Here is a 25944-nt window from a genome sequence, read left to right on the forward strand (position 1 = left end):
CTATCCACTTAAGGTCTTGGCGGGCTAAAAACAAGCCGAGGATTATACCTCAGCTTGGCGCTCAGGCGCCAGTTGGGGTCTTGCTGGTTGCTGACGAGGGGCTGCTGTAGTGCTCGCGGAGCAAGGCCTTTTCCTCGTCGGTCAGTTCGCTGGGGCTTTTCTGCATGATGCTGCGCAGGGCCGTTTCGCGCCGTCTGTGCGACTGGCTATGGGCAAGTGTAGTTATGGTGTCGAAAAACTGCTGTTCAAGGTTGCTCTGGTCGATCAGCCATTCTTTTTCCGCCAGCACCTTGAGCAGGCGCCCCTGTTCGGTGCCATGCCAGCGGGCGATCAACTGCAGTGAACGCAGCCCGGGATTCTTCTGCAGGGTGCCGACCAGTGCCACCAGCAACTGGGCATAGGTGTCGTCTTCTGCGGCGAAATGGCTGACTTCTTCGACCTTCTGCGCCAGTTCCGGGTGGTGCAGCAGAGTGCGCAGGGCGCTCAGGTGAGGCGATTCCACGCTGACCGCGGTGCGCGGCGCGCGCGGTTCGTCGCGGCCTTGCCGGCTCCACTTGCCGCCGTCTTTGTTCCACTCGCCCTTGCTCTTTTTCCTCGGCGCGCGCTCGAAGGGGGCCGCGCCCGCTTCTTCGTAGGCCGGCGCCAGGTCATGGTAGGCGCTGTCGGGAATGGCTTCGAAAGCCGGCGCCTGGCCGCCGCTGTCCTGCGCGGTGGGCGGGTTTTGCCGGCTCGCTGGCGGCGTCATCTGGCTCAGGGTTTCGCCGCTGAGGCCGGTGATCTGGGTCAGGCGCTGGCGCATCAGGGTGCGCAGGTTGTTGCCGGGAATCTTTTCGATCAGCGGCGCCGCCAGGGTCACCAGATGGGCCTTGCCTTCCAGCGAGCGCGGGTCGGCTTCCTCGCTGAGTTGCTGGAAGAAGTAGTCGGCCAGGGGCTGCGCATGCTGGTGGATGCGCGCGCGGAAGGCGTCGGTGCCTTCGCTGCGCACCAGGCTGTCCGGGTCTTCGCCGTCGGGCAGGAACAGGAAGCGCGCGCGCCGGCCGTCCTGCAGGTTCGGCAGGGTGGCCTCTAGGGCGCGCCAGGCCGCGTTGCGCCCGGCCTGATCGCCGTCGAAGCAGAACAGCACGCTGGGCACCAGGCGGAACAGGCGCTTGAGGTGTTCTTCGCTGGTGGCCGTGCCCAGGGTGGCCACGGCGTTGCGCAGGCCCTGCTGGGCCAGGGCGATGACGTCCATGTAGCCTTCGACCACCATGATCTCGTCGAGATCGCGGTTGTGCTTGCGCGCCTCAAACAGCCCGTAGAGTTCCTGTCCCTTGTGGAATACGGGGGTTTCCGGGGAGTTGAGGTATTTCGGCTTGTCATCGCCCAGTACCCGGCCGCCGAAGGCGATGACGCGGCCGCGGCTGTCGTGGATGGGGAAGATCACGCGATCGCGGAAGCGATCGTAGCGCCTGCCGCTGTCGGCATTCTCCACCAGCAGGCCGGCGTCGATCATGGCCTTTTCCTGCAGGCTGTCGCCGGCCAGGTGCTTGGACAGGTTGTCCCAGCCCGGCGGGGCGAAGCCGAGGCCGAAGTCGCGGGCGATTTCGCCCGACAGGCCGCGGCCTTTCAGGTACTCCACGGCCGCGCGGCGTTGCGGGTGGCTCTTCAGCGCCTGCCGGTAGAAGTCGGCGGCGGCCTTGAGCAGCGGATAGAGCGGCGAATCGGTGGGCTGGCGCGGTTTGCCGCCGCGCCCGCCGTCCTCGCGGGGGACATCCATGCCGGCGCGCTTGGCCAGCTCCTCCACGGCCTGGGGGAACTCCATCTGGTCGTGATCCATCACGAAGCCCAGGGCGTTGCCGCCGGCGCCGCAGCCGAAGCAGTAGTAGAACTGCTTGTCGGGGCTGACGGTGAAGGAGGGGGTCTTTTCCTTGTGGAACGGGCAGCAGGCGCTGTAGTTCTTGCCGGTCTTTTTCAGCTGGATGCGCGAGCTGACCACATCGACGATGTCGGTGCGGTTGAGCAGGTCATCGATGAAAGACTGTGGAATCAGGCCGGCCATAGGTACTCAATACTGCCGCAGCGTTGCAGGAAACAGTAGCAGGCTATTGATAAACGACCTGCGTTACCAGCGCCTACATTTCCAATCGGCTTGCTAGCGGCAAAAACGCAAAAACTCCGACCATTCGCCAGAAGGCGATGCGGAGTCTTTGACGATAATGCCCGGCGTAAACCGGGCATTCAGGCGTTGCGTGTACGGTATTAGTACAGGCGAACGCTGCGGCGCTGTTCGCGCTGCACTTTCTTGGCGTGGCGCTTGACGGCGGCAGCGGCTTTGCGCTTACGCTCGGCGGTCGGCTTTTCGTAGAATTCGCGGCTACGAACTTCGGCCAGAACACCGGCTTTTTCGCAGGAGCGCTTGAAACGACGCAGAGCTACGTCGAAGGGTTCGTTCTCTTTAACTTTGACGGCTGGCATCCAGGGCTACCTTCTTTATTACCGGTGGTCAGCGTATTCCTGGCAAACGGCACGGGGAAGTACGCAGGTTTTTAAGGGTTGCGGATGTTACCGTCTCATCGCCCGGAATGCAAAGCCTCTGATCGAAAAGCACTGGTCTGGGTGCCGTGGCGACGATTATCATGCCGGCCTTTCACGCCCGGCAGGCTGCCGGATTGCTCGAGACAAGGCGCTATCATGCTGGTTCTGGGATTGGAAACTTCGTGCGACGAAACCGGTGTCGCGCTCTATGACAGCGAGCGCGGCCTGCTGGCCGACGCCCTGTTCAGTCAGATCGACCTGCACCGTGCCTATGGCGGCGTGGTGCCGGAGCTGGCTTCGCGCGATCACGTCAAACGCATGCTGCCCTTGATCCGCCAGGTGCTGAGCGAGGCCGGCCGCCAGCCCGGGGATATCGATGCCATCGCCTATACCGCCGGGCCCGGCCTGGTCGGCGCCTTGCTGGTGGGGGCGTCCTGTGCCCAGGCAATGGCCTTCGCCTGGGGCATTCCGGCGCTGGGCGTGCACCATATGGAAGGCCATCTGCTGGCGCCCATGCTGGAAGAGCAGCCGCCGGCGTTTCCGTTCGTCGCCTTGCTGGTTTCCGGGGGGCATACCCAACTGGTCAGGGTCGACGGCATTGGCCATTACCAGTTGCTGGGCGAGTCCCTGGACGATGCCGCCGGCGAGGCGTTCGACAAGACCGCCAAGCTGATGGGCCTGAAATACCCCGGCGGCCCGGAGATCGCCCGTCTGGCCGAGCGGGGCACGCCCGGGCGCTTCGTCTTCCCGCGGCCGATGACCGACCGCCCGGGCCTGGACTTCAGCTTCAGCGGGCTGAAGACCTTCACCCTCAATACCTGGCAGCAGTGCCGCGACAACGCCGATGACGGTGAGCAGACCCGCTGCGACATCGCCCTGGCGTTCCAGCAGGCGGTGGTCGAGACGCTGACCATCAAGTGCCGGCGCGCGCTCAAGCAGACCGGACTCGACAGCCTGGTGATCGCCGGCGGGGTGAGTGCCAACAAGGCCCTGCGGCTGTCGCTGGAAGACATGCTGGCAGCGCTGAAGGGCAAGGTCTTCTACGCGCGCCCGGCATTCTGTACGGATAACGGGGCGATGATCGCCTACGCCGGTTGCCAGCGCCTGCTGGCCGGGCAGTACGACGAACTGGCGATCAGCGTGCAGGCACGCTGGCCGATGGAGCACCTGCCCAACTGCGAGCCACCAGCCGCAAGCTGAACGTCGTCACTTGCGGCTTGGCGCTTGTGGCTTGAAGCTGCTCTGTCAGAAATGCCGCTCACGGCCGGCCCATAGATCGCGTAGATTGCTGCGGTGGCGCCAGACGATCAGGCCGCTGAGCACGCACATCGGCAGCAGGGCGGCCGGTTGCTGCCAGGCCAGCAGCGGCAGGGTCAGGGGCGTGGCGATCAGGGCGGCCATGGAGCTGGTGCGGGTCAGCAGGAAGGTCAGCAGCCAGGCGCCGAGCGCCAGCAGGGCGGCCGGCGGATACAGGCCCAGGAGCATGCCGGCGGCGGTGGCCACGCCCTTGCCGCCATGGAAGCGAAAGAACAACGGGTAGAGGTGGCCGACCACGGCCGCCAGCCCGAGCCAGGCCTGCTGTTGCAGATCGAAGCCCAGTCGCGCGGCGATCAGCACCGGCAGCAAGCCTTTGAACAAATCGCCGATCAGCGTGAGAATGGCCAGGCGTTTGCCGGCCACGCGCAACATGTTGGTGGCGCCGGGGTTGCCGGAGCCACTGGCGCGCGGGTCCGCGGCGCCGGTCATGCGGCTGAGCAGAATGGCGAAGGAGAGCGAGCCGAGCAGGTAGGCGAGGATCGCCAGCAGCCAAAACATGGTATCCATTCCGCGCCGGGGGGTACCACGATTCTAACGAGGTGCGACGTGATTGTCGTGCCGTGGAGAGCGTGCTTGGACACAGTCTTTATCGCGGGCCTGGAGGTCGACACCGTCATCGGTGCCTACGACTGGGAGCGCACCATCCGCCAATGCCTGCAGCTGGATCTCTGGCTGGGCTGGGACAACCGACCGGCGGCGCAGGACGATGACCTGAGCAAGGCCCTGGATTACGCGGCGGTGTCGGCACGGGTGCAGGCCTTCGCCGGCGAATCGCAGTTCATTCTGGTGGAGACTTTCGCCGAGCGGCTGGCCGAACGGCTGATGGGCGAGTTCGGCATTCCCTGGGTACGCCTGCGGCTGACCAAGCCCGGTGCCGTGCCGGCGGCCCGTGGCGGTGTCGGCGTGGAGATCGAGCGCGGATGTCGCTGACCCCCATATTGCTGGGCCTGGGAAGCAATATCGAGCGTGAGGCGCACCTGTGCGCCGGTCTCGATGCCCTGGCCGATCTGGTCACGGACATGCGTTGCTCGCCGGTATTCGAGAGCCTGGCGGTCGGTATCAAGAGCGGGCCGTTCTTCAACTTGGTGATCGCCGGCTACAGCGATCTGCCGTTGCTGGAGCTGGATCGGCGCCTGAAGTTCATCGAGGCTGACAACGGCCGTTATGCGCCGGATCGCAAGGGCCTGCCCCTGGATATCGATGTGCTGATGTATGGCCAGCGCGTGGGCAACTTCGATGGCCTGGTGCTGCCACGTGCGGAAATCCTCAGGAACGCCTTCGTGCTCAGGCCGCTGGCGCTGCTGGTGCCGGACACCGAGCATCCGGGGGTGGGCCGCACCTTTGCCGAACTCTGGCGCGAGGCGCGGATTGAGCAGCAACTGTGGCCGGTTTCCTTCCACTGGCGCGGCATCGAGCTGACGCCGGCCGAGCTGCTGGATACGGATCGGGGATAGATCGTCAGAAGGCGAGAGCGGCCTTCGGCCTTCGATCAAAAGCGCTTGAGGCTGGAAAGCTGGACGAAAGAGCCTATGGGGTTTGCTTGTCGTTCAGCCTCCAGCCTTTAGCGCTCCTATCGGCCGTCCGTTTGCGCCTTTGTAGGCCTTGAGTGCCGCGAGGCGTTCGCGCTTCAACGCTTCTCCGAGTTCCGCGCCTTTGTGCCCGGCGGCCAGTAGCGGCTGAACGGCGATATCGCGCACCGCCTGCATGGCGCCGAGCAGATAGCGGGCCTGCGGGTAGTCGCGCTGTTCCAGGCCGGCGCGGCCGCGGGCGTCCATCTCGCAGGCCGCGACGAAGGCTTCGAAGCGCTGCGGGCGGCGGAAAACATCGAAGCGCTGCAGCAGCTCCAGCAGGGTCGAGGCGCGCAGCTCGAAGGCGCGGTGAGCATGGGTGTGGTATTCGCCGACCAGCTCGGCCAGCTCCTGGCAGTCCCTGGGGACCTTGCAGCGCCGGTTGATCGCCTGGATCAGCGGCACGCCACGGGGTTCGTGGGCGATATGCCGTGGCCATTCGCTGCTGTCCGTCAGGCCCTTGCCGACGTCGTGCAGCAGGCAGGCCCAGCGTACCGTCAGCGGTTGCCGGTGTTCGGCGCACTGGCGCAGCACGGCGAGCACGTGCAGGCCGGTATCGATTTCCGGGTGGTGCGCTGGCGGCTGGGGGACGCCGAACAGGGCGTCGACTTCCGGAAACAGGGCCAGCAGGGCACCACAGTCACGCAGAACCTGGATGAACACATCCGGTCGCGGCTCCATCAGCGCGCGGGAGACTTCCTTCCACGTGCGTTCGGGGGTCAGGGCGTCCAGTTCGCCCGACTCGGCGAGCTGGCGCATCAGCGCCAGGGTCTCCGGCGCCACGCTGAAGCCCAGGGCCGCGTAGCGGGCGGCGAAGCGGGCCACCCGCAGCACCCGCAGCGGGTCTTCGGCGAAAGCCGGGGACACGTGGCGCAGCTGTTTCGCCGCGAGGTCGCGCTGGCCGCCATAGGGATCGATGAGCTGGCCGTGCTCGTCTTCGGCGATGGCGTTGATGGTCAGGTCGCGGCGGATCAGGTCTTCTTCCAGGGTCACCTCGGGGCTGGCATGGAAGGTGAAACCGCCGTAGCCGCGCCCGCTCTTGCGTTCGGTGCGGGCCAGGGCGTATTCCTCGCCGGTTTGCGGGTGCAGGAACACCGGGAAGTCCGCCCCCACCGGGCGGTAGCCCAGTTCCAGCATGGCCTCGGCCGTCGCCCCGACCACCACCCAATCGATTTCCGTGACCGGTCGCCCGAGCAGGCGGTCACGCACCGCGCCGCCGACTTTGTAGATGTGCATGTTGCTCTCCCAGGTCTGTTGCTGTTTCAGCGCAAGCCGAAGGGGCGGCCCGTTTTGCCGCGACTGCTGCGTTTCTAGACGCACACGCGTCCGTGTGACCCACATGGACAGGTCAAGTGGCGCATGCCTGCCGGGCGCCGGTGCGGTCGTGCTGAAACGGCAGCAGGCCCGAGGGCGACAAGGATAACCGCAGCAGTGCTCCGCTGGCGTGGCCTATCCGACGCGTTCGATCATTTCCAGTTCGCGCAGCAGCCAGTCGGAAAATGCCTTGGCGAGGTCGTGGTCGGCGTGGGGCGGGATGATGATGAAGTAGGGGTGCGGCGCCGGGAACTCGATGTCGAACAGGCGGACCAGGGTGCCTTGGGTCAGGTCGTCGCCGGCCAGGATATGGTCGCTGATGGTGATGCCGGCACCGGCGGTCGCCGCCCGGATGGTCAGGTAGGCGTTGGGCATGTAGACGTTCTGGCGGACCTGCAGGCCGGGTATGCCGGCGGCGAGGAAGTAGCGGTTCCAGTCAAAACCGTCGTCTTCGTGCAGCAGGACCTGGCGCGCCAGGTCGCGCGGCTTGCGCAGCGGTTCGCTGCCATTGAGCAGGCGCGGGCTGCACACCGGAAAGTACTGGATGTCGCGCAGGGCCGCGATGCGCTGGCCCTCGACCGGGCTGTCGCCGAAGGAGATCACCATGTCCGCGCCCTGGTGGGCCTGCTCCAGCGACATCAGGTGCAGCGACACTTCGCGGTAGTTGCGCAGAAAGCGCTCCAGCAGGGTCGAGATGCGCGCCAGCAGCGCCGGGGCGCAGGCGACGCGCAGTTTGCCGGACGGAGCGGAGGAGGGCAGGGTGCGATGGATGCCACGCAGTTGTTCGAAGGCGAGGCTGACTTGTTGGCTAAGCTGACGGCCAGCGGCGGTGAGCTGGACGCCCTTGCCCTGACGTTCGACCAGGGCCACGCCGAGTTCTTCCTCCAGTTTCTTGATCTGGTGGCTGATGGCGCTGTGGGTGACATGCAACTCCAGCGCCGCGCGGCCGGTGCTGCCCTGGCGCACCAGTGCCTCAAAAGCGCGCAAGGCGATCAGCGAAGGTAGTCTGCGGGTACTTTTATGAAGCATTTTTATTGATTATTCGTTACTTGAATTCACATCAACCCTAGAAATCTAATCTATTGCTGTCAATTTAATTTGTGATGATGATTCGAGCCAGGTAAGCCGCACAACAACAAAGGAGCGCGAGATGCCGTCACCGGGGGAACACTTCGTCGATCTGCTGCGTTTGGGCAAGCGTTACGGTGAAACCCGGGCCTTGGCCGATCTGACCCTGCATATCCGGCAAGGCGAGTTCCTCACGCTGCTCGGTCCTTCGGGCTCCGGCAAGAGCACCACGCTGATGCTGCTGGCCGGCTTCGAGCAGCCCAGCGAAGGGCATATCGAACGCGACGGCCGGGATATCACCGGCCTGCCCGCCGACCAGCGCGACTTTGGCGTGGTCTTCCAGGGTTACGCGCTGTTCCCGCATATGAGCGTCGAGCAGAACATCGCCTTTCCCCTGCGTGTGCGCAAGCTGCCGGCGGCGCAGATCGGCGAACGGGTCGGGCGGATGCTCGAGCGCGTCGGCCTGGCCGGCATGGGCAAGCGCCAGATCCAGCAGCTTTCCGGTGGCCAGCAGCAACGCGTGGCGCTGGCCAGGGCGCTGGTCTTCGAGCCCCCCTTGCTATTGCTGGACGAACCGCTGTCGGCGCTCGACCGGCGCCTGCGCCAGGAGATGCAGGGCGAGCTGGCGCGCATGCACAAGGAGTTCGGCACCACCTTCGTCTTCGTCACCCACGATCAGGAGGAGGCGCTGGCCCTTTCCGACCGGATCGCGGTGTTCAACCACGGCCGCCTGGAGCAATTGGGCGCGCCCCAGGAGGTCTACGAGAGGCCCGCCAGCCGTTTCGTCGCCAACTTTCTCGGCGACACCAACCTGCTCGGCGTACAGATCGTGGCGCGGCATGACGGCGTACTGGTCTGCGAATACCAGGGACAGCGCCTGATGGTGGACGAGCCCGGGGCCATCCAGCCCCTCGGTGGGGCATGCTGGCTGGCGATCCGTCCCGAGCACGTCGACCTGCAGCCGGTGAGCCAGGCCGGCACCGGCAACGGATTGGTGGCGCGCATGGAGCGCACCACCTACCTGGGTACGCATGTCGGCCTGGAGATGCGCCTGCATGATGGCGAGCCGCTCGCGCTGCGCCTGCCGCTCGGCCACCCGCTGCTCGCCACCCTGGAGACTGGAGCCAGCTACTGGTGCGCCTGGGCGACGCCGCACGCTCATCTGATCCTGGCCTGACGATTTTCCATCACCCGTAAGTCAACCGTAAATCGAAGAGGGACGCTCCAGATGAACGACCGGCAGAGCTTTATCGAAGACGCGCTACAGGTTGCCGAGGAACGCATGCAGGCGGCAGGTGTCAGCCGCCGCGGCTTCAATCAGGGCCTGTTGCTGCTGGCCGCCGCGGCCGGCCTGGGGCCTTGGCACAAGGCGTTCTCCGCCTCCGGCACGCTGGTGGTCGCCAACTGGGGCGGCGATGCGGTGCCCGCCTTCGAAACCAGCTACAAAGGCTTCTCCGAGGCGTCCGGCCTGCGGCTGATGATCGATGGCAGCGGCCCTTCCGAAGGGGCCTTGAAGACCCAGGTCAGCAGCGGCGCGGTACGCTGGGACGTGTGCGATGGGGAAATGTACTCGGCCTACCGGCTGGGCGCCGAAGGTTTCCTCACGCCCATCGATTATTCGGTCGTCGACAAGTCGCTGATCGGCTATGGCGATGTGCATGACTTCGGCCTGGCCAACTACACCTACAGCTACGTCATCGGCTACGACCGGCAGCGTTTCGGCGACAACCCGCCGAAAAGCTGGGCGGATTTCTGGGACGTGAAGAAGTACCCGGGCAAACGCACCCTGTACAAGTGGATGAGCGCCAACCTGGAATGCGCCCTGCTGGCCGATGGCGTGCCGCCGGAGCAACTCTACCCGCTGGATGTGGACCGGGCGCTGCGCAAGATCGAGGAACTGATGCCGCACGTGCTGACCCACTGGTCCACCGGCGCGGAATCCCAGCAGTTGCTGCGTGACGGCGAGGTGAGCATGGCGCAGATGTGGCACACCCGAGCCGAACTGGTGAAGCGCGATACCGGCGGCCGGGTCGACTGGAGCTTCGACGACGGTATCGTCTCGCCCTCGGTATGGATGGTGCCGAAGAACAATCCGGCCGGCACCAAGGCTGCGATGGCATTCATCGCCTATGCCCTGCGCCCGGAGGTCCAGGCACTGCTGATGGAGGTCTACAACATGGGGCCGGTGGACCTGAAGGCCAACGAACTGCTGTCGCCCGAACTGCAGCGGATCAACCCGACCGCACCGGAAAACCTGAGCAAGCAGGTGTCGCTGAACAACCGCTGGCACGCCGAGCACTACGGCGCGGCGCTCGAGCGCTACCTCGCGCTGATCGGAGGCTGAGATGCGCGCCGTTTCGCAGGGTTCGCTGCCGGTTCTGCTGCTGTTGGTGCTGCCGTTGCCGCTCCTCATCCTGGCCGGCTACCTGCTGCCGACCCTGGGGGTGCTCGGTTGGAGCCTGAGCCTGCCGCAGCCGGGGTTGCAGAACTATGCGGCGATCGTCGACAACGCCAATATCCAGGCGGTGATCTGGCGAACCCTGCGGATTTGCCTGCTGACTACCTTGATCAGCGTGGCGATCGCCTACCTGATCGCCTATCGCTGGCGCTTCGCCAGCCCGCGTGGGCGGCAGTTCATCGAGTTGTTCGTGCTGCTGCCATTCTGGCTGTCGATGCTGATCCGCGCCTTCGCCTGGCTGGTGTTGCTGCGCAACGACGGGTTGGTCAACCAGGGGCTGCTGGCGACCGGGCTGGTCGATTCACCGCTGACCCTGGTGCGCAACGAGTTGGGGGCGCTGATCGGCATGGTGCATTTCATGGTGCCCTATGCCGTGCTGCCGCTGCTGTCTTCGCTGCGCCAGGTCGACGACAGCCTGCTGTGGGCCTCGAGCAGCCTGGGGGCGAGTCGTTGGCAGACCCTGCGCGACGTCTTCCTGCCGCTGACCCTGCCCGGCGTGGCGGCCGCCTCGGCGATCGTCTTCGTCTTCAGCCTCGGTTGTTTCGTGACCCCGGCACTGCTCGGTGGTGGCAGGGCGGCGATGCTCGCGGAGTACATCTATATCCAGATGTTCCAGCTCTCCAACTGGGGGCTGGGCGCTGCGCTGAGCATCGTGCTGATGCTGATGGTCGCCGGCTGCGCGCTGGTGTTCGGCAAGCTGATCGGCTTCTGGCGGTTTACCGGGAGGGTGGATGCATGAGTACGCCTGAGGTGCGCCCGGCGGCTTCCGGGCGGGCGGCCCGTTCGGGGTTCGCCTCGTTCGCGGCCCGCGTGGCTGGTGGCATGTCCTGGCTGACGCTGTCGCTGGCGGCGTTGTTCCTGCTGCTGCCGATCCTGGTGATCGTGCCGCTGTCCTTCGGCAATCAGCGCTACCTGGCGTTTCCCGATGGCGACTGGTCGCTGCGCCACTATGCCGCCCTGCTCGACGGCGCCTGGCTGTCGTCGATCCTGCAGAGCCTCGGCCTGGCCCTGGCGGTCGGCGTCCTGAGTACCCTGCTGGCCTTTCTGTTCACCACCGGCGTGTGGTTGCAGCGTCGCTACAGGCTGCTGCTGATCGGTATCGTCCTGCTGCCGATGATCGTGCCGCAGGTGGTGTCGGCCATGTCGATCTATTACCTCGGCGCTCGCACCGGGCAACTGGACAGCCTGGTCGGGGTCGGTTACGGCCATCTGATGATGGCATTGCCCTACTCGGTGATCGCCATGCTGGTCGCCTACAGCCGCCTCGACACCAGCCTCTACCGGGCGTCGCGCTCGCTGGGCGCGGGCCTCGGCATGACCCTGCTGCGGGTGCTGCTGCCCAACGTGCGTGGTGGCCTGCTGGGTAGTTTCTTCATGGCCTTCATCATGTCCTGGGAAGAGGTGGTGGTCACCCTGTTCACCAGCGGGCTGCACGTCATCACCCTGCCCAAGCGGATCTGGGACGGTCTGCGCTACAACCTCGATCCGGCCATCGCCGCGGTATCCACCGTCATGGTGGTGCTCACCCTGGTGGTCATGCTGGTACGCCTGTACCTGCACCGGCGCGCCGCCTCGCCGCCCAGCGGCTGATCGCCGGGCGGCTTCCAGCCCCTTCGCCAACCTTGTCACGAACGCACCTTTCCCCGAGGAGGGAATCCCCATGCTCACTGCCTTTCCCGCACGCACCTACCGCCAGCGCATCGACGCGGTCAAGCGCCGCCTCGCCGAGCGCGGCCTGGATGCCTTGATCGTCAACTATCCGGACAACATCAACTACCTGACCGGCTTCGACAGCCTGGGCTTCCTCTGGTACCAGGCGCTGATCATTTCGCCGAAGCTCGAGCGTCCGCTGTTCATCACCCGTACCAGCGAAGAGCCCTGCACCTGGGAACTGTCATGCATCGAGGAGGCGGTCTTCTACGACATCGCCAGGCAGGATCCGCTGCGCATCGTCGCCGACATACTCGAGGACCATGGCCTCGGCCAGGCGCGCATCGGCCTGGAAATGCAGGCGTCGACCTTCAGCGCCCTGCAGTACACCACCCTGCTCGGCCATCTGCCGCAGGCGCGCTTCGAGGACGCCTCGGTGGTGGTCGCCGAAGAGCGCCTGATCAAGACGGCAGAAGAGATCGAGTACCAACGCAGCGCCGCGCGGATGGCGGATCATGGCATGCGCGCCGCCTTCGCGGCCTTGCGTCCGGGCATTTCGGAAGTGCAGGTGGCCGGTATCGTCGCCCAGGCCCTGGGCGAGGCCGGTAGCGAGTATTCGGCGATCAGCCCGATGTGCGCCACCGGCCGGCGCAGCACCATGACCCATGCCATGCCGCACCGGCAGACCATCAGCCCGGGCGACGTGGTGATCCTCGAACATGCCGGGGTGTGCAACCGCTACCACGCGATCCTCATGCGCACGGCGGTGATCGGCACTCCGAGCCCGCGGGTCCGGGAAGTGGCCACCCTGCTCACCGAGGCCTTCAATGCCGCCGTCGACGTGGCCAGGCCGGGCACGCCGGTGGGCGAGGCGAACACGGTGTGCAACGCCATTCTCGATCGTATCGACCTGTCGCGCACCCGCGTGCACCGCATCGGCTACAGCCTGGGCCTGGCCTATCCGCCGACCTGGCTCGAGGCGATGATGGTCGACGAGGCGGATGATCATGTATTCCAGCCGAACATGTCGTTTTCCATCGAGCCCAACCTGTCGCTGTACAGCGAAGGGTTCGGCATCAAGCTGGGCGATACGGTGCTGTGCGCTGCCGACGGTTCGCACAGCCTGTCCGAACTGGCCCCGGAACTCGTGGTGATCGACTGAGGGAGGTGACCCATGTCCACTTCGATGGATGTTTTCTGGCATTCCGACGTGCTGCGCCACGACACCGGCGCGGGTGTCTTCGAGGCGCCGCCCGACAGCCTGCTGGGCGAGCAGATGCAGCACCCGGAAAGCAATCCGCGCCTGTTGAACATGCGCGCACTGCTGCAGAACGGGCCGGTGGCGCCGTCCCTGGAGTGGCACCAGGGGCGTCATGCCTGGGACGAAGAACTGCTGCGCTTCCATACCCCGGAGTACCTGCGCGAGATCGTCGCGGCGGACATGCAGGGGCGGCGCTTCAGTTCCACCACCCTGATGGCGCCCGGCAGCCTGAGCGGCTTGCTGGCCGCCGCCGGTACCAGCATCCTGGCCCTGGAGCGGGTGCTGGCGGTGCGCCGCCCGGCCCTGGCCCTGGTGCGTCCGCCGGGCCACCACGCGGCCCCGGCGATGGCCGACGGCTACTGCTTCTTCAACAACGTGGCGCTGGCGACCGAGGCTGCGCGTGCCGCCGGCATCGAGCGGGTGGCCATCGTCGATTGGGACGTGCATCACGGCAACGGCACCCAGGCGGGTTTCTACGACGACCCCGAAGTGTTCACCGTCTCCCTGCACATGGACCATGGCGCCTGGGGGCCGAGCCACCCGCAGAGCGGCGCGGTGGACGAGCGGGGCCACGGGGCCGGGATCGGCGCCAACCTCAATCTGCCCTTGCCGATGGGCTCCGGCGACCTGGCCTACGCGCTGGCCTTCGAGCGTTTCGTCGAACCGGCGTTGCGTGCGTTCCGCCCGCAATTGCTGGTGATCGCCAATGGTCTGGATGCTTCGCAGTTCGATCCCAATGGCCGGCAACTGCTGAGCATGGCCGGTTTCAACCACCTGGCGCGCCAGGCCCGTAGCCTGGCCGACGAGTTGTGCGAGGGGCGCCTGCTGGTGGTGCAGGAGGGGGGCTACAACCCGGCCTACAGCGCCTATTGCCTGCATGCCGCAGTCGAGGGCTTCATCGGTCGTGCCTCGAGCCTGGCCGATCCATTGGCCTACATGCCGGTCTTCGAGGCGCGCAGCCGGGCCGATGTGCAGGCCTTGGGGCTGGCGCTGGCCGAGGCGGGCTGGTCGTTCTGACGACGCTTCAGGCGCCGAGGATCAGGTAGACCTTGCGCACCGGCGTGAGGTTTTCCCAGGTGCCGGTGAAGCCGGCGGCGACCACGAAGGTGGCGCCGGCCTCGAAGGTGCGGCTGTTGCCTTCGGCGTCGGTGAGGCGTACCCGGCCCTCGAGCAGGTGGCAGAGTTCGTCGTAGTCGCACACGCAGTGTTCGCGGTGCGGGCCGGCCGCCCAGATGCCGCCCACGGCGTTCTTGCGCGGCTCGACGAAGTGTCGCCAGCTCTGGCTGCGATAGGCGGTATCCACCCGCGCGGGGTTGGCGAAGTCGATGACATGGGTGGGGAGTGGATTGGACATGGGGATCTCCGGGTCAGGAATCGAAACCGATGCCCAGGGCGTCGAAGCCCTTCAGCAACAGGTCGCGCCGGCCGCTGAGGTCTTCGCGGGCCAGCGAGCGCTGCGCCAGGCGCACGCCGAGGTAGCGCAAGGGTTCGGGCGGAAAGGGGAAGGGCGCGGTGCTGGTCATCGCCAGCTCGGTGCGCTCGGTGCTGTCGCCGGCCAGCAGGTCGAGCATGGTCTCGGCGGCGAAACGGCTGGCCGATACGCCCTGGCCGGTGAAGCCCAGGGCGTAGGCGACGCGCCCATGGGCGGCCTGGCCGCAGAACAGGGTGGTGCGCGCGGAAGTGTCGATCACGCCGCCCCAGGCATGGCTGAACACCACCTGGCCGAGGGCGGGGAAGGCCGCGTGGAACTGTTCGGCCAGGCGCAGGAAGCTCTCCGGGCGCTGGGTCAGCGCTTCGTCGCGACGGCTCCCGTAGTGGTAGACGGCATCGTAGCCGCCCCAGAGGATGCGGTTGTCGGCGGTCTTGCGCAGGTAATGGAACTGGTTGCCGCTGTCGGCGATACCGTAGCGCTCGTTCCAGCCGATCGCCTGCAGTTGCGCGTCGCTCAGCGGTCGGGTGGTCAGGGCGTAGTCGTAGATGGGGATCACCGAGGAGCGCAGCGCGCCCAGCAGCGGCGGGGCGACATTGCTGGCCAGGGCGACCTGCGCGGCCTCGACCTGGCCGAGCCCGGTTTCCAGCAGGATGTGTTCACTCCGCTCCCGCAGGCTGGTGACCGGCGAATGTTCGAACAACTGGATACCCTGTTCGAGGCAGACGCGGCGCAGTTCGTCGACCATCCTGCCCGGGTTGAGCAGGGCGTAGTTGGGTTCGTAGAGCCCGGCGCGGTAGAGGGGCGAGTCGAGGCGCTGGCGCAGGGCGGCGCCCTCGAGGAATTCGCAGTCGATGCCGAAACGCGCATAGTTGGCTTGCATGGCGCGCAGGCCGTCGACCTGCCAGGGCGTGCTGGCCAGGTTGAGCTTGCCGGAGCGTTCGAACTCGACCTGCAGGCCGAAATGGCGCAGGTCATCCTCGAAGGCATCGAGGTTTTCCCGGCCCAGACGGATCAGCCGCTGCGCCTCGTCCGGCCAGCGTTTCAAGGCATTGGAGACCCCATGGGAAATGCTCGGTGCGCAGAAGCCGCCGTTGCGGCTGCTGGCCTCGCCGCCGCACCGACGGGCCTCGAGTACCACGATGCTGGCCCTGGGATGCCGGCGGCGGGCCAGCAGGGCGGTCCACAGGCCGGTGAAGCCGGCACCGACGATGGCCAGGTCGCAGTGCTGTTCGCCGCTTTGCCGGGGCGCGGCCGGAGGGACGGCTACGCTATCCAGCCAGTAGGGGTGGGGCAGCGCATGGCGCAGCGATTGTGCTGCGGAGAGGGTGGCCATGGGCGGCGGCTCCTTTTCCTGCGATCCCGCGGCGCGGGGTCGTACGCTGACTTTTTAGACCCTTTGCGCGGCCTTTCCCAGCTATCCGGGGGCTGTCCAGATCCCAGCGGGACCGCGCGGAACCCGGCCGGCCGAGCTCATGGCGGCGCCAGGCGGTGAACAGGCTTGCCGATGCCGTGTATACCGTCGATCCCCTGGGCCCCGCGACCCATGCGCTGGTCATGCGCTATCACCAGGCTTGGCAGGCACGTGACCTGGATGCCCTGATGGCGCTGTATCATCCCCAGGTCGAGTACAACGATTTCTTCCAGAACCGACGGATCGACCCGCAGGCGTTACGCGACTACCTGGCCGCCAGCATGCCGGCTGGACGGGAAGCGTTGCAGACCTACACCGACCGCCTGCGGGTCGATGGCGACACCGCGCTGTTGCAGTACCAGGTGACCCTGCGCGGCGGCTCGGGCCTGGTGTCGTTCCGCGCGTGCGAGGCGCTGACGGTGCGCGACGGCCTGATATGGCGGGTCAACGAGTATGCGTCGCTGGTGCGCGAGCCGGCTGGCGCTTCCACCCGGGTCGAGGGCGGCCGCCTGGCGCTCAGCCGCCTCGGGCTCTCCGCCCGGCAACTGGGCATGCTCGCCGACGACCTGCAGCAGTATTTCCTGCAAAGCCGACCCTATCTGGACCCTCACCTGGATTTGCAGCAGGTCGCCGTGGCGACCGGCTACACCCGCAATCAGATATCGTTCTTCCTCAACCAGGTGCTTGGCCAGACCTTCTACCGCTATCTCAATCAGTTGCGCCTCGACCATCTGCTCGCCGGGCTCCGCCCGGGCGATGCGGCACGTCCCGTGGAGGAGCTGGCCCAGGTCGCGGGATTCAAGTCCTTGTCCACCTTCTACCGTTGTTTCCATGAGCGCACCGGCACATCGCCAAAGGCCTACCTCGAGTGCCTCGAGCTCTGAGCCCTGGCGCTTGTCAGCAGGCCCGCCGGGAAGCGCTGGCCGGGACAGGGGCTGTCCATGACCGATACAGGCGATATGCTGGAGCGCCTGCCTTGTTGCCAACACGACGATACCCGGCGAGCGCCGGGAGGGAGTACGGGATGCGCGAACACCTCTATATCGATGGCCAATGGGTCGCGCCCGCGAACGCGGAGCGTTTCGCCGTATACGATCCTGCCACCGAGGCGCTGCTGCACCAGGCCCCGGCGGCGTCGGTGGTGGACGTCGACCGGGCCGTACGGGCGGCGCGCCGGGCGTTCGACGAAGGCCCCTGGTCGCGTCTGGACGGCAAGGCGCGTGGCGGTTTCCTGCGGGCCATCGCCGCGGGTATCGCCGAGCGTCGTGACGAACTGGCGCGCCTGGAGGTTCGCGACAACGGCAAGCCGCTGGCCGAGGCGCTATGGGATGTGGACGACGCCGCCGGCTGTTTCGATTTCTACGCCGGTCTGGCCGAGACCCTGGACACCGACGGCGAGGATGTCGCGCTGCCGGACGCGCGTTTCCGCTGCCGGGTCGTGCGCGAGCCGGTGGGCGTCGCGGGACAGATCATCCCGTGGAACTATCCCTTGCTGATGGCCGCCTGGAAGGTCGCCCCGGCGCTCGCCGCCGGTTGCACCGCGGTGCTCAAGCCTTCCGAACTGACCCCCTTGAGCGCCCTGGAGCTGGCGGGTATCGCCGAGCGGTGCGGGCTGCCGAAGGGCGTGCTGAACGTGCTCTGCGGCCTCGGTGGCGATGCCGGCGCGCCGCTCGGCGCCCATCCCGGGGTGGACAAGCTGGCCTTCACCGGCAGCGTGCCCACGGGGCGGGCGATCATGCAGGCTGCCGCCCAGGACATCAAGAACGTCAGCCTGGAACTGGGCGGCAAGTCGGCGTTCATCGTCTTCGACGACAGCGACGTCGAAGCGGCCGTGGAGTGGATCCTCTTCGGCATCTTCTGGAATCAGGGGCAGGTCTGCTCGGCCACGTCGCGCCTGCTGGTGCAGGAGGCGATCTATCCACGGCTGATCGAGCGGCTGGTCGAGGAGACGCGGCGCATCCGTATCGGCAACGGCCTGGACGCGGGCGTATTGCTCGGCCCGCTGGTCAGCCAGGGGCAGTACGACAAGGTGCTGCAGGCGGTCGGGCAGGGCCTGCGCGATGGTGCGCGCCTGCTGTGTGGCGGACGCCGGCCGGCCCAGTTCGAGCGGGGCTGGTTCGTCGAGCCGGCGGTGTTCGTCGACGTGCCGGAGGACAGCGCACTCTGGTGCGAGGAGATTTTCGGTCCGGTGCTTGCGGTTCGGCGCTTCCGCGACGAGGCCGACGCCTTGCGCCAGGCCAACGCCAGCCGTTTCGGCCTGGCCGCGGCGGTGATGTCCCGGGATGCCGAACGCTGCCAGCGGGTCAGTCGTGCCTTGCGGGCCGGCATCGTCTGGATCAACTGTTCGCAACCGACCTTCACCCAGGCCCCCTGGGGTGGCTACAAGCAGAGCGGCATCGGCCGCGAACTGGGCGTATGGGGGCTGAACAACTACCTGGAGACCAAGCAGATCACCGAGTACCTGGACCCGGCGCCCTGGGGCTGGTACCTGCGCGACTGAGCGAGGCCCGTAGCCGACAATTGCGGGACGATGCGAGTCGTCCCGGGTACATGGATGACGGCCTCAGAGCGGCGGGATGTGCAGATCCAGCCGGGGATACTCGCCGTCCGACGGGGCATCGCTTTTCGGCGGTACGTGCTGGGTGTTGACCACCTGCTCGCCCTGCAGGGTCTGCAGGTGGATGTCGAAGCCCCACAGGCGGTGCAGGTGCTTGAGCACCTCTTCGGTGGAGCCGCCCAGCGGTTTGCGGTCGTGCTGGAAGTGGCGCAGGGTCAGGGAGCGGTCGCCGCGGCGGTCGATGTTCCAGATCTGCACGTTGGGTTCGCGGTTGCCCAGGTTGTACTGCGCCGCCAGGGTCTCGCGGATGCTGCGGTAGCCGGGTTCGTCATGGATGGCGGGAACGCTCAGTTCGTCCTTCTGGTCGTCGTCGACGATGCTGAACAGCTTGAGATCGCGGATCACCTTGGGCGACAGGTACTGCAGGATGAAGCTTTCGTCCTTGAAACTGGTCATGGCGAACTTCAAGGTGCTCAGCCAGTCGCTGCCGGCGATGTCGGGAAACCAGCGCTTGTCTTCCTCGGTGGGGTCCTCGCAGATGCGGCGGATGTCGCGGTACATGGCGAAGCCCAGGGCGTAGGGATTGATACCGCTGTAGTAGGGGCTGTCGAACGCCGGCTGGAACACCACGCTGGTGTGCGACTGGAGGAATTCCATCATGAAGCCGTCGGTGACCAGCCCTTCGTCGTACAGGTCGTTCATCAGGGTGTAGTGCCAGAAGGTCGCCCAGCCTTCGTTCATCACCTGGGTCTGGCGTTGCGGGTAGAAGTACTGGGCGATCTTGCGCACGATACGGATGATTTCCCGCTGCCAGGGCTCCAGCAGCGGCGCGTGCTTCTCCAGGAAGTACAGGATGTTCTCCTGGGGCTCGGCGGGAAAGCGCTTGTTGTCCTGCTCGCCACCCTTGCTGGCGCTCTTGGGAATGGTGCGCCAGAGGTCGTTGATCTGCCGTTGCAGGTGTTCTTCGCGGTCCTTCTGCCGGCGCCGTTCCTCTTCCGCCGAGATGGGGTAGGGGCGCTTGTAGCGATCGACGCCGTAGTTCATCAGGGCATGGCAGGAGTCGAGCAGGTCTTCCACCGCGTCGATGCCGTGGCGCTCTTCGCACTGCATGATGTACTGCTTGGCGAACACCAGGTAATCGATGATCGAACTGGCGTCGGTCCAGGTGCGGAACAGGTAGTTGCCCTTGAAGAAGCTGTTGTGCCCGTAGCAGGCATGGGCGATCACCAGGGCCTGCATGGTGATGGTGTTCTCTTCCATCAGGTAGGCGATGCACGGGTCGGAGTTGATCACGATCTCGTAGGCCAGGCCCATCTGCCCGCGGCTGTAGGATTTCTCCGTGCTGAGGAAATGCTTGCCGTACGACCAGTGATGGTAGCCCAGGGGCATGCCCACGGAGGCGTAGGCGTCCATCATCTGTTCGGCGGTGATCACCTCGATCTGGTTGGGGTAGGTATCCAGGGCATAGCGCTCGGCGATGCGGCTGATTTCCCGGTCGTAGTCGCGGATCAGCTCGAAGGTCCATTCCGAGCCGGTGGAGAGGGGCTGGCGCTTCTTGTGGCTGGCGCGGCTGGTCATGTCGTGAGCCTCCGCTGGAACAGTTCGCGGAATACCGGGTAGATGTCGCCGGCGGACACCAGTTGCTGCTGGGCGAAGGTGTCGGCGAAGGCTTCGGCGACCCGTTCGTACTCGAACCACAGGGCCTGGTGTTCGCGCGGGGTGATTTCGACGTAGGTGAAGTATTGCACGAACGGCATGATCTGCTTGATCAGGATGTCCCGGCATACCGGCGAATCGTCGTTCCAGTTGTCGCCGTCGGAGGCCTGGGCGCCATAGATGTTCCATTCGTTGACCGGGTAACGCTCGGCCATGATCTCCTGCATCATCTTCAGCGCGCTGGAGACGATGGTGCCGCCGGTTTCCCGGGAATAGAAGAACTCCTCCTCGTCGACTTCCCGGGCGCTGGTGTGGTGGCGGATGAAGACCACGTCGATCTTGTCGTAGTTACGCTTGAGGAACAGGTACAGCAGGATGAAGAAGCGCTTGGCCACGTCCTTGGTCGCCTGGGTCATGGAGCCGGACACGTCCATCAGGCAGAACATCACCGCCTTGGAGCTGGGGTTGGGGTGCTTGACCAGCAGGTTGTACTTGAGGTCGAAGGTGTCGAGGAAGGGCACCCGGTGAATGCGCGCGCTGAGCCGCTCGATCTCCGCTTCCATGGTCTGGATATCGCCGAAGTTGTCCGGCTCCTCACGGCGCAGGCGCTCCAGCTCGGCCTTGGCCTCGCGCAGTTTGGCGCGGCTGCTGCCGGACAGGGCGATACGCCGGGCGTGAGCCGAACGCAGGGTGCGGATGATGTTGATGCGGGACGGATTGCCTTCGCTGCTGATGCCGGCGCGCACGGTCTTGAAGGTGTCGGTGCCGGTCAGGTGGCGCTTGACCAGGTTAGGCAACTCCAGATCCTCGAACATGAAGTCGAGGAACTCCTCCTGGGTGATCTGGAACACGAACTCGTCCATGCCTTCGCCGGAGTTGCTCGCCTTGCCGGCGCCCTGTCCGCCACCGCCGCCCTGGGGCCGCGGAATGCGTTCGCCGGCGACGAACTCCTTGTTGCCGGGGTGGACGACGGTCTGTTTGCCGCCGCGGCCATGGTGCAGCACCGGCTCGTCGATATCGCGACCGGGAATGCTGATCTGCTCGCCATGCTCCATGTCGGTGATGGAGCGCCGGCTCACGGCCTCCTCGACGGCCTTCTTGATGTGATCACGGTAGCGCCGGATGAACCGCTGGCGGTTCACCGTGCTCTTGTTCTTGCCGTTCAGGCGACGGTCGATCACGTAACTCATACGAGCCCTCCGGGCTGAGGCTAGAGGCTGGAGGCTGGACGAGGTGTCGCTTTTTCGTCCAGCTTCCGGCCTCTAGCCTTTAGCGGCTTTTGGGTTACTGCGATTTACGTACGCGCAAGTACCATTCGGACAGCAGGCGCACCTGTTTGTCGGTATAGCCGCGCTCGACCATGCGGGTGACGAAGTCGTTGTGTTTCTGTTGGTCCTCCTTGCTCGCCTTGGCGTTGAAGCTGATGACCGGCAGCAGATCCTCGGTGTTGGAGAACATCTTCTTCTCGATCACCACGCGTAGTTTCTCGTAGCTGAGCCAGGTCGGGTTCTTGCCGTTGTTGTTGGCCCGGGCGCGCAGCACGAAGTTGACGATCTCGTTGCGGAAATCCTTCGGATTGCTGATGCCGGCCGGTTTCTCGATCTTCTCCAGTTCCTCGTTGAGGGCCACGCGGTTGAGGATTTCACCGGTTTCCGGGTCGCGGTATTCCTGATCCTGGATCCAGAAGTCCGCATACAGCACGTAGCGGTCGAAGATGTTCTGCCCGTATTCGCTGTAGGACTCCAGGTATGCGGTCTGGATTTCCTTGCCGATGAACTCGATGTAACGCGGCGCCAGGTACTCCTTGATGAAGCGCAGATAGCGCTCCCTGACCTCGGCGGGGAACTGTTCCTGTTCGATCTGCTGCTCCAGCACGTAGAGCAGGTGCACCGGGTTGGCGGCGACCTCGTGGGGGTCGAAGTTGAACACCTTGGAGAGGATCTTGAAGGCGAAGCGGGTGGACAGGCCGTTCATGCCCTCGTCGACCCCCGCCGAGTCGCGGTATTCCTGGATCGACTTGGCCTTGGGATCGGTGTCCTTGAGGTTCTCGCCGTCGTACACGCGCATCTTCGAGTAGATATTGGAGTTCTCCGGCTCCTTGAGGCGCGACAGGGTGGAGAACTGGGCGAGCATCTTCAGCGTGTCCGGTGCGCAGTGGGCGTGGGCCAGGGAGCTGTTGACCAGCAGTTTGTCGTAGATCTTCACCTCGTCGCTGACGCGCAGGCAGTAGGGCACCTTGACGATGTAGATACGGTCGATGAAGGCTTCGTTGTTCTTGTTGTTGCGGAAGCTGTGCCACTCCGATTCGTTGGAGTGGGCCAGCAGGATGCCGCTGTAGGGAATCGCCCCCAGGCCTTCGGTGCTGTTGTAGTTGCCCTCCTGAGTGGCGGTCAGCAGCGGGTGCAGCACCTTGATCGGTGCCTTGAACATCTCGACGAATTCCATCAGGCCCTGGTTGGCCCGGCACAGCGCCCCGGAGTAGCTGTAGGCGTCGGCGTCGTTCTGCGGGAACTCCTCCAGCTTGCGGATATCCACCTTGCCCACCAGGGCGGAAATGTCCTGGTTGTTCTCGTCGCCCGGTTCGGTCTTGGCGATGGCGATCTGATTGAGGATCGAGGGGTAGAGCTTGACCACGCGGAACTGGCTGATGTCACCGCCGAACTCGGCCAGGCGCTTGCTCGCCCAGGGCGACATGATGCTGCCCAGGTAGCGGCGCGGGATGCCGTAGTCCTCTTCGAGGATCGCCGCATCCTCGGCGGCGTTGAACAGCCCCAGCGGCGACTCGAATACCGGCGAGCCCTTGATGGCGTAGAAGGGCACCTTCTCCATCAACTGCTTGAGTTTTTCCGCCAGCGACGATTTGCCTCCGCCGACCGGGCCGAGCAGGTAGAGGATCTGTTTCTTCTCCTCCAGCCCCTGGGCCGCGTGGCGGAAGTAGGACACGATCTGCTCGATGCACTCTTCCATGCCGTGGAAGTCGGCGAAGGCGGGGTAGCGACGGATCACCTTGTTGGAGAAGATCCGCGACAGGCGGGGGGTATGCGACGTATCGAGCAGTTCCGGCTCGCCGATCGCCATCAGCAACCTCTCCGAGGCACTGGCGTAGGCGCTGCGATCCGTCTTGCACAGTTCGAGGTACTCCTGCAGCGAGTACTCCTCCTGGCGGGTCGCCTCGAAACGTTGTTGGAAGTGACTGAAAATGCTCATGACTTCACCTCGCTCGATGCTGGGAGCCGGCCGGGATCGGTCGAGCGGGTGCTTGCTAGCCCGGCGCTTGCGCTGCCGAGATGAATCCCCCGAACACCTGGCAGCCGGTCAGAACCCACTGCGTCTGGCCAATCGATGAGTCAGCAGCTCCGGGAGCGAGCCCCGCATGTACATCGTGTACATGGCGCCCCCGACTGCGTTTTGCCCATGGCCGCTCGCCGTGTGTTCTTACCGGATGCTGAAGGTTGTTACCGATGGCCCGTACGGCCGGTTGGCCGGCTCTACCTGATTTTGGATAGCCCAGGGTAAGGATAGTTCGGAATCGGCAAGGTCAAGGCGCAAATCCGTGACAACGATGGCCTGCGGAGACCCCGAGGGGCGGCAAGCCCAGTATTGGCGCGGACTTGCTGGCGCGGATTTTTTTTGTTGCAAGCCATCGTCCCCGGCGCAGCCCCTGCGGGCCGTCGCGGCGCGACGCCGAATAAGAGCCGCCGAGCATTTTTCTTTTCCTGCCGATTCCGCCCGTGAACGTGCCGGCGAGGATCGGTCGCCGGCCACACTCATGGAATGACCCTGCGGGCGCGGAATTCGTCGAACAGGCGCAGGAACATCTGCGTGCTGTCGACCACGTCGTGGAAACCCTCCTGGCGGATCTTGGTGGTGCTGGAGATCACGTCCCAGTCGCAGCGCCAGATGAAGTCGCCGAAGCCCCAGGCGGCGATCTGCTCGTAGGGCACCGGCTGCAGGCCGTGGCGCTGCACCAGCGACTGCCACAGCGGCGCCTTGTCGGCCATGAACTGCGCCAGCGGGATGGTCTGCGGCTCGCCGACCTCCATGTCGAACCAGCGCGCGATCGCATGCCAGATCTGGTGCCAGCGGAACAGGTCGCCGTTGGTCAGGTTGTAGGCCTCGCCGCCGCGGCCCTCGCTGGCCGCCCACAGCGACCCGCGCGCGAGCTGCGCCGCGTCGGTCACCTGGGCGAGCTTGCCGTAGCAGGTGGCGGTGCCGGGGAAACGCAGCGGCAGGCCCAGGGCCTTGCTGATGCTGGCGTACACCGCGATCACCATCGCCAGGTTCATCGGGTTGCCGATGGCGAAGCCGCAGACCACGTCCGGGCGCAGCACCAGCGCGTCCCACGGGCGGCCTTCGGCGGCGCCGAGCAGCCAGTCCTGCATGTCGTAGTAGAAGTTCGGCGGCATGTGCCGCGGATCGTCCTCGTGGGCCGGGGTCTTGAAGGCGCCCAGGTGCGCGCCGTAGTACTTGGCGCCCTGGTACAGCACCACGCGCCGCAGCGATGGCGAGGTGGCCGACACCGTTTCCACCAGGTTGCGCAGCATGCCGAGGTTGGCGTCGACGAGCGCCTGCGGATCGTCGTGCTCCTGGTAGGCGGCGTGGAACACATGGGTGATGCCCTCCAGGCCGGCGAGCCTGGCGCGGGTCTCGGCCGGGTCGAGCAGGTCCACCTGCAGGTGGCGTCCGGGCGTGCCGTCCGGCGCGGCGCGCCGCGACAGTCCCAGCACCTCCCAGTCCGGCTGCTGCGCCAGGTAGGCGACCAGGTTGCGGCCGATCACGCCCAGGCCACCGGCCACCAGCGCTTGCTTCTTCTCGTTCAGTCTCATGAGGGATTCTCGTCTGTGCGAAGACCGGAAGCCCCGGTCACGGCGTCTCGGGGGCGAGCTCCGGCCGGCGGACCTTCACCCGTGGCGGGTGCAAGGCCGGGCCGGCCAGCGTTGTCGAGTGTCTCCAGCGGTCAACGGGTGCCCGTCAGTCGAGCACGCCGTGGGCGAGGAAGCGGCTCTCGCCGTTGACGATCGGGCCGGCCAGCGTGTCCGGCAGCACCTCGTCCAAGGCCAGCGAGTACGGCTGGGCCAGGTGCGCCTCATGCTGTTCGGCACTGTCCCAGCGTTCGATCAGTACATAGGTCTGGGGTGTGTCGAGGTCGCGGTAGATCTCGAACACCGCGTTGCCGGGCGCCGCCCGCGCGTGCGGGAACACGTCGCGCCAGGCCTGCAGGAAGGTCTCCTCGGCCTCGGGCTTGACCTTCAGCACCACCAGCACGTCGCGCGAGGTCGCCGGATCGCTGGGCGCGCGGCGGCTGGCGGCGCCGGAAGGCAGCACCTCGACCAGGTGCTGCGTTTCCGAGGCGTCGGCGCCGCTGGACTGCAGCGCCGCGATCACCGCCTTGAGGTTCGGCTGCTGCATGTGCGTGTCGATGGCGGCCTGGTCCTTCCAGCGTTCGAACAGCAGCAGCGTCGGCGAACCGTCCTCCGGGCGGAACACTTCGAAGGACACGTTGCCCGGTTCCTGGCGCGAGGAGCGGACGTTGGTGTCGAGGACGGCAACGAAGTCGTCGTAGGTGTCAGGCGGCAAGGCGATGCTGCCGAACAGGGCGATGTCCTGGGTTGCGGCGGCGCCGGCCGGTGCCTGGCTGGCGCCATTGCTGCGCTCCGAACCGGAGCAGGCTGCCAGCAGGGCGAACGAGGTCGCGGCGGCCAGGGTGGGGAGGTGGGGGAATCCGGGCATGGGCAATC

23 protein-coding genes are annotated in these 25944 nt (G+C 65.9%); 11 read left to right on the forward strand and 12 right to left on the reverse strand.

From position 1 onward, the window contains the following. Positions 1–61: 61 nt before the first annotated feature. Both dnaG and rpsU read right to left on the reverse strand, forming a co-directional pair. Positions 62–2038, reverse strand: coding sequence for a DNA primase (dnaG, locus tag DNK34_RS08205; protein WP_131173221.1), 1977 nt, complete (start codon positions 2036–2038; stop codon positions 62–64). A gap of 200 nt (positions 2039–2238) precedes the next feature. Beyond that, a complete protein-coding gene (rpsU, locus tag DNK34_RS08210; protein ID WP_003290642.1) occupies positions 2239–2454 on the reverse strand; it encodes a 30S ribosomal protein S21 in 216 nt (71 codons plus the stop codon). 216 nt (positions 2455–2670) lie between these two features. Between rpsU and tsaD the strand changes: the two genes are divergently transcribed. Further along, positions 2671–3714, forward strand: coding sequence for a tRNA (adenosine(37)-N6)-threonylcarbamoyltransferase complex transferase subunit TsaD (tsaD, locus tag DNK34_RS08215; protein WP_131173220.1), 1044 nt, complete (start codon positions 2671–2673; stop codon positions 3712–3714). Between the two features lie 45 nt (positions 3715–3759). Here the strand turns inward: tsaD and plsY are convergent, their stop codons facing one another. Continuing rightward, positions 3760–4329 carry a glycerol-3-phosphate 1-O-acyltransferase PlsY gene (plsY, locus tag DNK34_RS08220; protein WP_131173219.1) on the reverse strand — a complete coding sequence of 190 codons (570 nt, stop codon included), beginning with the start codon at positions 4327–4329 and terminating at the stop codon, positions 3760–3762. 75 nt (positions 4330–4404) lie between these two features. Between plsY and folB the strand changes: the two genes are divergently transcribed. Further along, positions 4405–4761, forward strand: coding sequence for a dihydroneopterin aldolase (gene folB / locus DNK34_RS08225; protein ID WP_131173218.1), 357 nt, complete (start codon positions 4405–4407; stop codon positions 4759–4761). Continuing rightward, a complete protein-coding gene (folK, locus tag DNK34_RS08230) occupies positions 4752–5285 on the forward strand; it encodes a 2-amino-4-hydroxy-6-hydroxymethyldihydropteridine diphosphokinase (RefSeq protein ID WP_131173217.1) in 534 nt (177 codons plus the stop codon). The genes folB and folK overlap by 10 nt, the downstream gene beginning before the upstream one ends. Positions 5286–5378: 93 nt before the next feature. Here the strand turns inward: folK and DNK34_RS08235 are convergent, their stop codons facing one another. Further along, positions 5379–6635: a multifunctional CCA addition/repair protein gene (locus DNK34_RS08235; RefSeq protein WP_131173216.1), complete on the reverse strand. Its 1257-nt coding sequence runs from the start codon at positions 6633–6635 to the stop codon at positions 5379–5381. Between the two features lie 213 nt (positions 6636–6848). Next, positions 6849–7742, reverse strand: coding sequence for a LysR substrate-binding domain-containing protein (locus DNK34_RS08240; RefSeq protein ID WP_131173215.1), 894 nt, complete (start codon positions 7740–7742; stop codon positions 6849–6851). 121 nt (positions 7743–7863) lie between these two features. Between DNK34_RS08240 and DNK34_RS08245 the strand changes: the two genes are divergently transcribed. From DNK34_RS08245 to DNK34_RS08270, 6 genes are all read left to right on the forward strand, one after another. Then, a complete protein-coding gene (locus tag DNK34_RS08245) occupies positions 7864–8958 on the forward strand; it encodes an ABC transporter ATP-binding protein (RefSeq protein ID WP_131173214.1) in 1095 nt (364 codons plus the stop codon). A 51-nt stretch (positions 8959–9009) separates the two neighbouring features. After that, complete coding sequence (locus tag DNK34_RS08250) at positions 9010–10125, forward strand: ABC transporter substrate-binding protein (RefSeq protein ID WP_131173213.1); 1116 nt, start codon at positions 9010–9012, stop codon at positions 10123–10125. Between the two features lies 1 nt (position 10126). After that, positions 10127–10978 (forward strand): ABC transporter permease, encoded by an 852-nt coding sequence (locus tag DNK34_RS08255; protein ID WP_131173212.1) that lies wholly within the window; start codon positions 10127–10129, stop codon positions 10976–10978. Next, positions 10975–11829, forward strand: coding sequence for an ABC transporter permease (locus tag DNK34_RS08260; RefSeq protein WP_131173211.1), 855 nt, complete (start codon positions 10975–10977; stop codon positions 11827–11829). The genes DNK34_RS08255 and DNK34_RS08260 overlap by 4 nt, the downstream gene beginning before the upstream one ends. A 70-nt stretch (positions 11830–11899) precedes the next feature. Continuing rightward, the gene (locus tag DNK34_RS08265; protein WP_131173210.1) at positions 11900–13051 is read left to right on the forward strand and encodes a M24 family metallopeptidase; all 1152 of its coding nucleotides are present in this window, start codon (positions 11900–11902) and stop codon (positions 13049–13051) included. A 12-nt stretch (positions 13052–13063) separates the two neighbouring features. Continuing rightward, on the forward strand, positions 13064–14167 hold the full coding sequence (locus DNK34_RS08270; protein WP_242675291.1) for an arginase family protein: 1104 nt from the start codon (positions 13064–13066) through the stop codon (positions 14165–14167). Between the two features lie 7 nt (positions 14168–14174). On the opposite strand, the gene DNK34_RS08275 is transcribed toward DNK34_RS08270, so the two are convergent. Then, on the reverse strand, positions 14175–14504 hold the full coding sequence (locus DNK34_RS08275) for a cupin domain-containing protein (RefSeq protein ID WP_131173209.1): 330 nt from the start codon (positions 14502–14504) through the stop codon (positions 14175–14177). 13 nt (positions 14505–14517) lie between these two features. Next, positions 14518–15915, reverse strand: coding sequence for an NAD(P)/FAD-dependent oxidoreductase (locus tag DNK34_RS08280; protein ID WP_131173208.1), 1398 nt, complete (start codon positions 15913–15915; stop codon positions 14518–14520). Between the two features lie 221 nt (positions 15916–16136). Here DNK34_RS08280 and DNK34_RS08285 point away from each other — a divergent pair, with 221 nt between their 5' ends. Further along, the gene (locus tag DNK34_RS08285) at positions 16137–16877 is read left to right on the forward strand and encodes a nuclear transport factor 2 family protein (protein WP_131173401.1); all 741 of its coding nucleotides are present in this window, start codon (positions 16137–16139) and stop codon (positions 16875–16877) included. 140 nt (positions 16878–17017) lie between these two features. Then, complete coding sequence (locus tag DNK34_RS08290; RefSeq protein ID WP_131173207.1) at positions 17018–18493, forward strand: aldehyde dehydrogenase family protein; 1476 nt, start codon at positions 17018–17020, stop codon at positions 18491–18493. A gap of 63 nt (positions 18494–18556) precedes the next feature. Here DNK34_RS08290 and DNK34_RS08295 read toward each other — a convergent pair whose 3' ends face one another. The 5 genes from DNK34_RS08295 to DNK34_RS08315 form a co-directional block, all read right to left on the reverse strand. Next, a complete protein-coding gene (locus DNK34_RS08295; protein WP_131173206.1) occupies positions 18557–20128 on the reverse strand; it encodes a SpoVR family protein in 1572 nt (523 codons plus the stop codon). After that, the gene (locus DNK34_RS08300; RefSeq protein WP_131173205.1) at positions 20125–21396 is read right to left on the reverse strand and encodes a YeaH/YhbH family protein; all 1272 of its coding nucleotides are present in this window, start codon (positions 21394–21396) and stop codon (positions 20125–20127) included. The genes DNK34_RS08295 and DNK34_RS08300 overlap by 4 nt, the downstream gene beginning before the upstream one ends. Positions 21397–21490: 94 nt before the next feature. Then, positions 21491–23413: a PrkA family serine protein kinase gene (locus tag DNK34_RS08305; RefSeq protein WP_131173204.1), complete on the reverse strand. Its 1923-nt coding sequence runs from the start codon at positions 23411–23413 to the stop codon at positions 21491–21493. Positions 23414–23973: 560 nt separating this feature from the next. Next, positions 23974–25032 (reverse strand): SDR family oxidoreductase, encoded by a 1059-nt coding sequence (locus tag DNK34_RS08310; RefSeq protein ID WP_242675290.1) that lies wholly within the window; start codon positions 25030–25032, stop codon positions 23974–23976. Positions 25033–25177: 145 nt separating this feature from the next. Continuing rightward, complete coding sequence (locus tag DNK34_RS08315) at positions 25178–25936, reverse strand: putative quinol monooxygenase (protein WP_131173203.1); 759 nt, start codon at positions 25934–25936, stop codon at positions 25178–25180. Between the last annotated feature and the right edge of the window lie 8 nt (positions 25937–25944).

It is taken from the genome of Phytopseudomonas dryadis, from assembly GCF_004327355.1.
In the GTDB taxonomy this organism is placed as follows: domain Bacteria; phylum Pseudomonadota; class Gammaproteobacteria; order Pseudomonadales; family Pseudomonadaceae; genus Aquipseudomonas; species Aquipseudomonas dryadis.

Coding starts and splice junctions, on each gene's coding strand:
- DNK34_RS08250 (WP_131173213.1), top strand. CDS start 9,010: ATGAACGACCGGCAGAGCTTTATCGAAGACGCGCTACAGGTTGCCGAG.
- rpsU (WP_003290642.1), bottom strand. CDS start 2,454: ATGCCAGCCGTCAAAGTTAAAGAGAACGAACCCTTCGACGTAGCTCTG.
- DNK34_RS08290 (WP_131173207.1), top strand. CDS start 17,018: ATGCGCGAACACCTCTATATCGATGGCCAATGGGTCGCGCCCGCGAAC.
- DNK34_RS08245 (WP_131173214.1), top strand. CDS start 7,864: ATGCCGTCACCGGGGGAACACTTCGTCGATCTGCTGCGTTTGGGCAAG.
- DNK34_RS08270 (WP_242675291.1), top strand. CDS start 13,064: ATGTCCACTTCGATGGATGTTTTCTGGCATTCCGACGTGCTGCGCCAC.
- DNK34_RS08315 (WP_131173203.1), bottom strand. CDS start 25,936: ATGCCCGGATTCCCCCACCTCCCCACCCTGGCCGCCGCGACCTCGTTC.
- plsY (WP_131173219.1), bottom strand. CDS start 4,329: ATGTTTTGGCTGCTGGCGATCCTCGCCTACCTGCTCGGCTCGCTCTCC.
- DNK34_RS08265 (WP_131173210.1), top strand. CDS start 11,900: ATGCTCACTGCCTTTCCCGCACGCACCTACCGCCAGCGCATCGACGCG.
- DNK34_RS08275 (WP_131173209.1), bottom strand. CDS start 14,504: ATGTCCAATCCACTCCCCACCCATGTCATCGACTTCGCCAACCCCGCG.
- DNK34_RS08240 (WP_131173215.1), bottom strand. CDS start 7,742: ATGCTTCATAAAAGTACCCGCAGACTACCTTCGCTGATCGCCTTGCGC.
- DNK34_RS08305 (WP_131173204.1), bottom strand. CDS start 23,413: ATGAGCATTTTCAGTCACTTCCAACAACGTTTCGAGGCGACCCGCCAG.
- tsaD (WP_131173220.1), top strand. CDS start 2,671: ATGCTGGTTCTGGGATTGGAAACTTCGTGCGACGAAACCGGTGTCGCG.
- DNK34_RS08255 (WP_131173212.1), top strand. CDS start 10,127: ATGCGCGCCGTTTCGCAGGGTTCGCTGCCGGTTCTGCTGCTGTTGGTG.
- DNK34_RS08300 (WP_131173205.1), bottom strand. CDS start 21,396: ATGAGTTACGTGATCGACCGTCGCCTGAACGGCAAGAACAAGAGCACG.
- dnaG (WP_131173221.1), bottom strand. CDS start 2,038: ATGGCCGGCCTGATTCCACAGTCTTTCATCGATGACCTGCTCAACCGC.
- DNK34_RS08310 (WP_242675290.1), bottom strand. CDS start 25,032: ATGAGACTGAACGAGAAGAAGCAAGCGCTGGTGGCCGGTGGCCTGGGC.
- folK (WP_131173217.1), top strand. CDS start 4,752: ATGTCGCTGACCCCCATATTGCTGGGCCTGGGAAGCAATATCGAGCGT.
- DNK34_RS08280 (WP_131173208.1), bottom strand. CDS start 15,915: ATGGCCACCCTCTCCGCAGCACAATCGCTGCGCCATGCGCTGCCCCAC.
- DNK34_RS08295 (WP_131173206.1), bottom strand. CDS start 20,128: ATGACCAGCCGCGCCAGCCACAAGAAGCGCCAGCCCCTCTCCACCGGC.
- DNK34_RS08285 (WP_131173401.1), top strand. CDS start 16,137: ATGCGCTATCACCAGGCTTGGCAGGCACGTGACCTGGATGCCCTGATG.
- DNK34_RS08235 (WP_131173216.1), bottom strand. CDS start 6,635: ATGCACATCTACAAAGTCGGCGGCGCGGTGCGTGACCGCCTGCTCGGG.
- DNK34_RS08260 (WP_131173211.1), top strand. CDS start 10,975: ATGAGTACGCCTGAGGTGCGCCCGGCGGCTTCCGGGCGGGCGGCCCGT.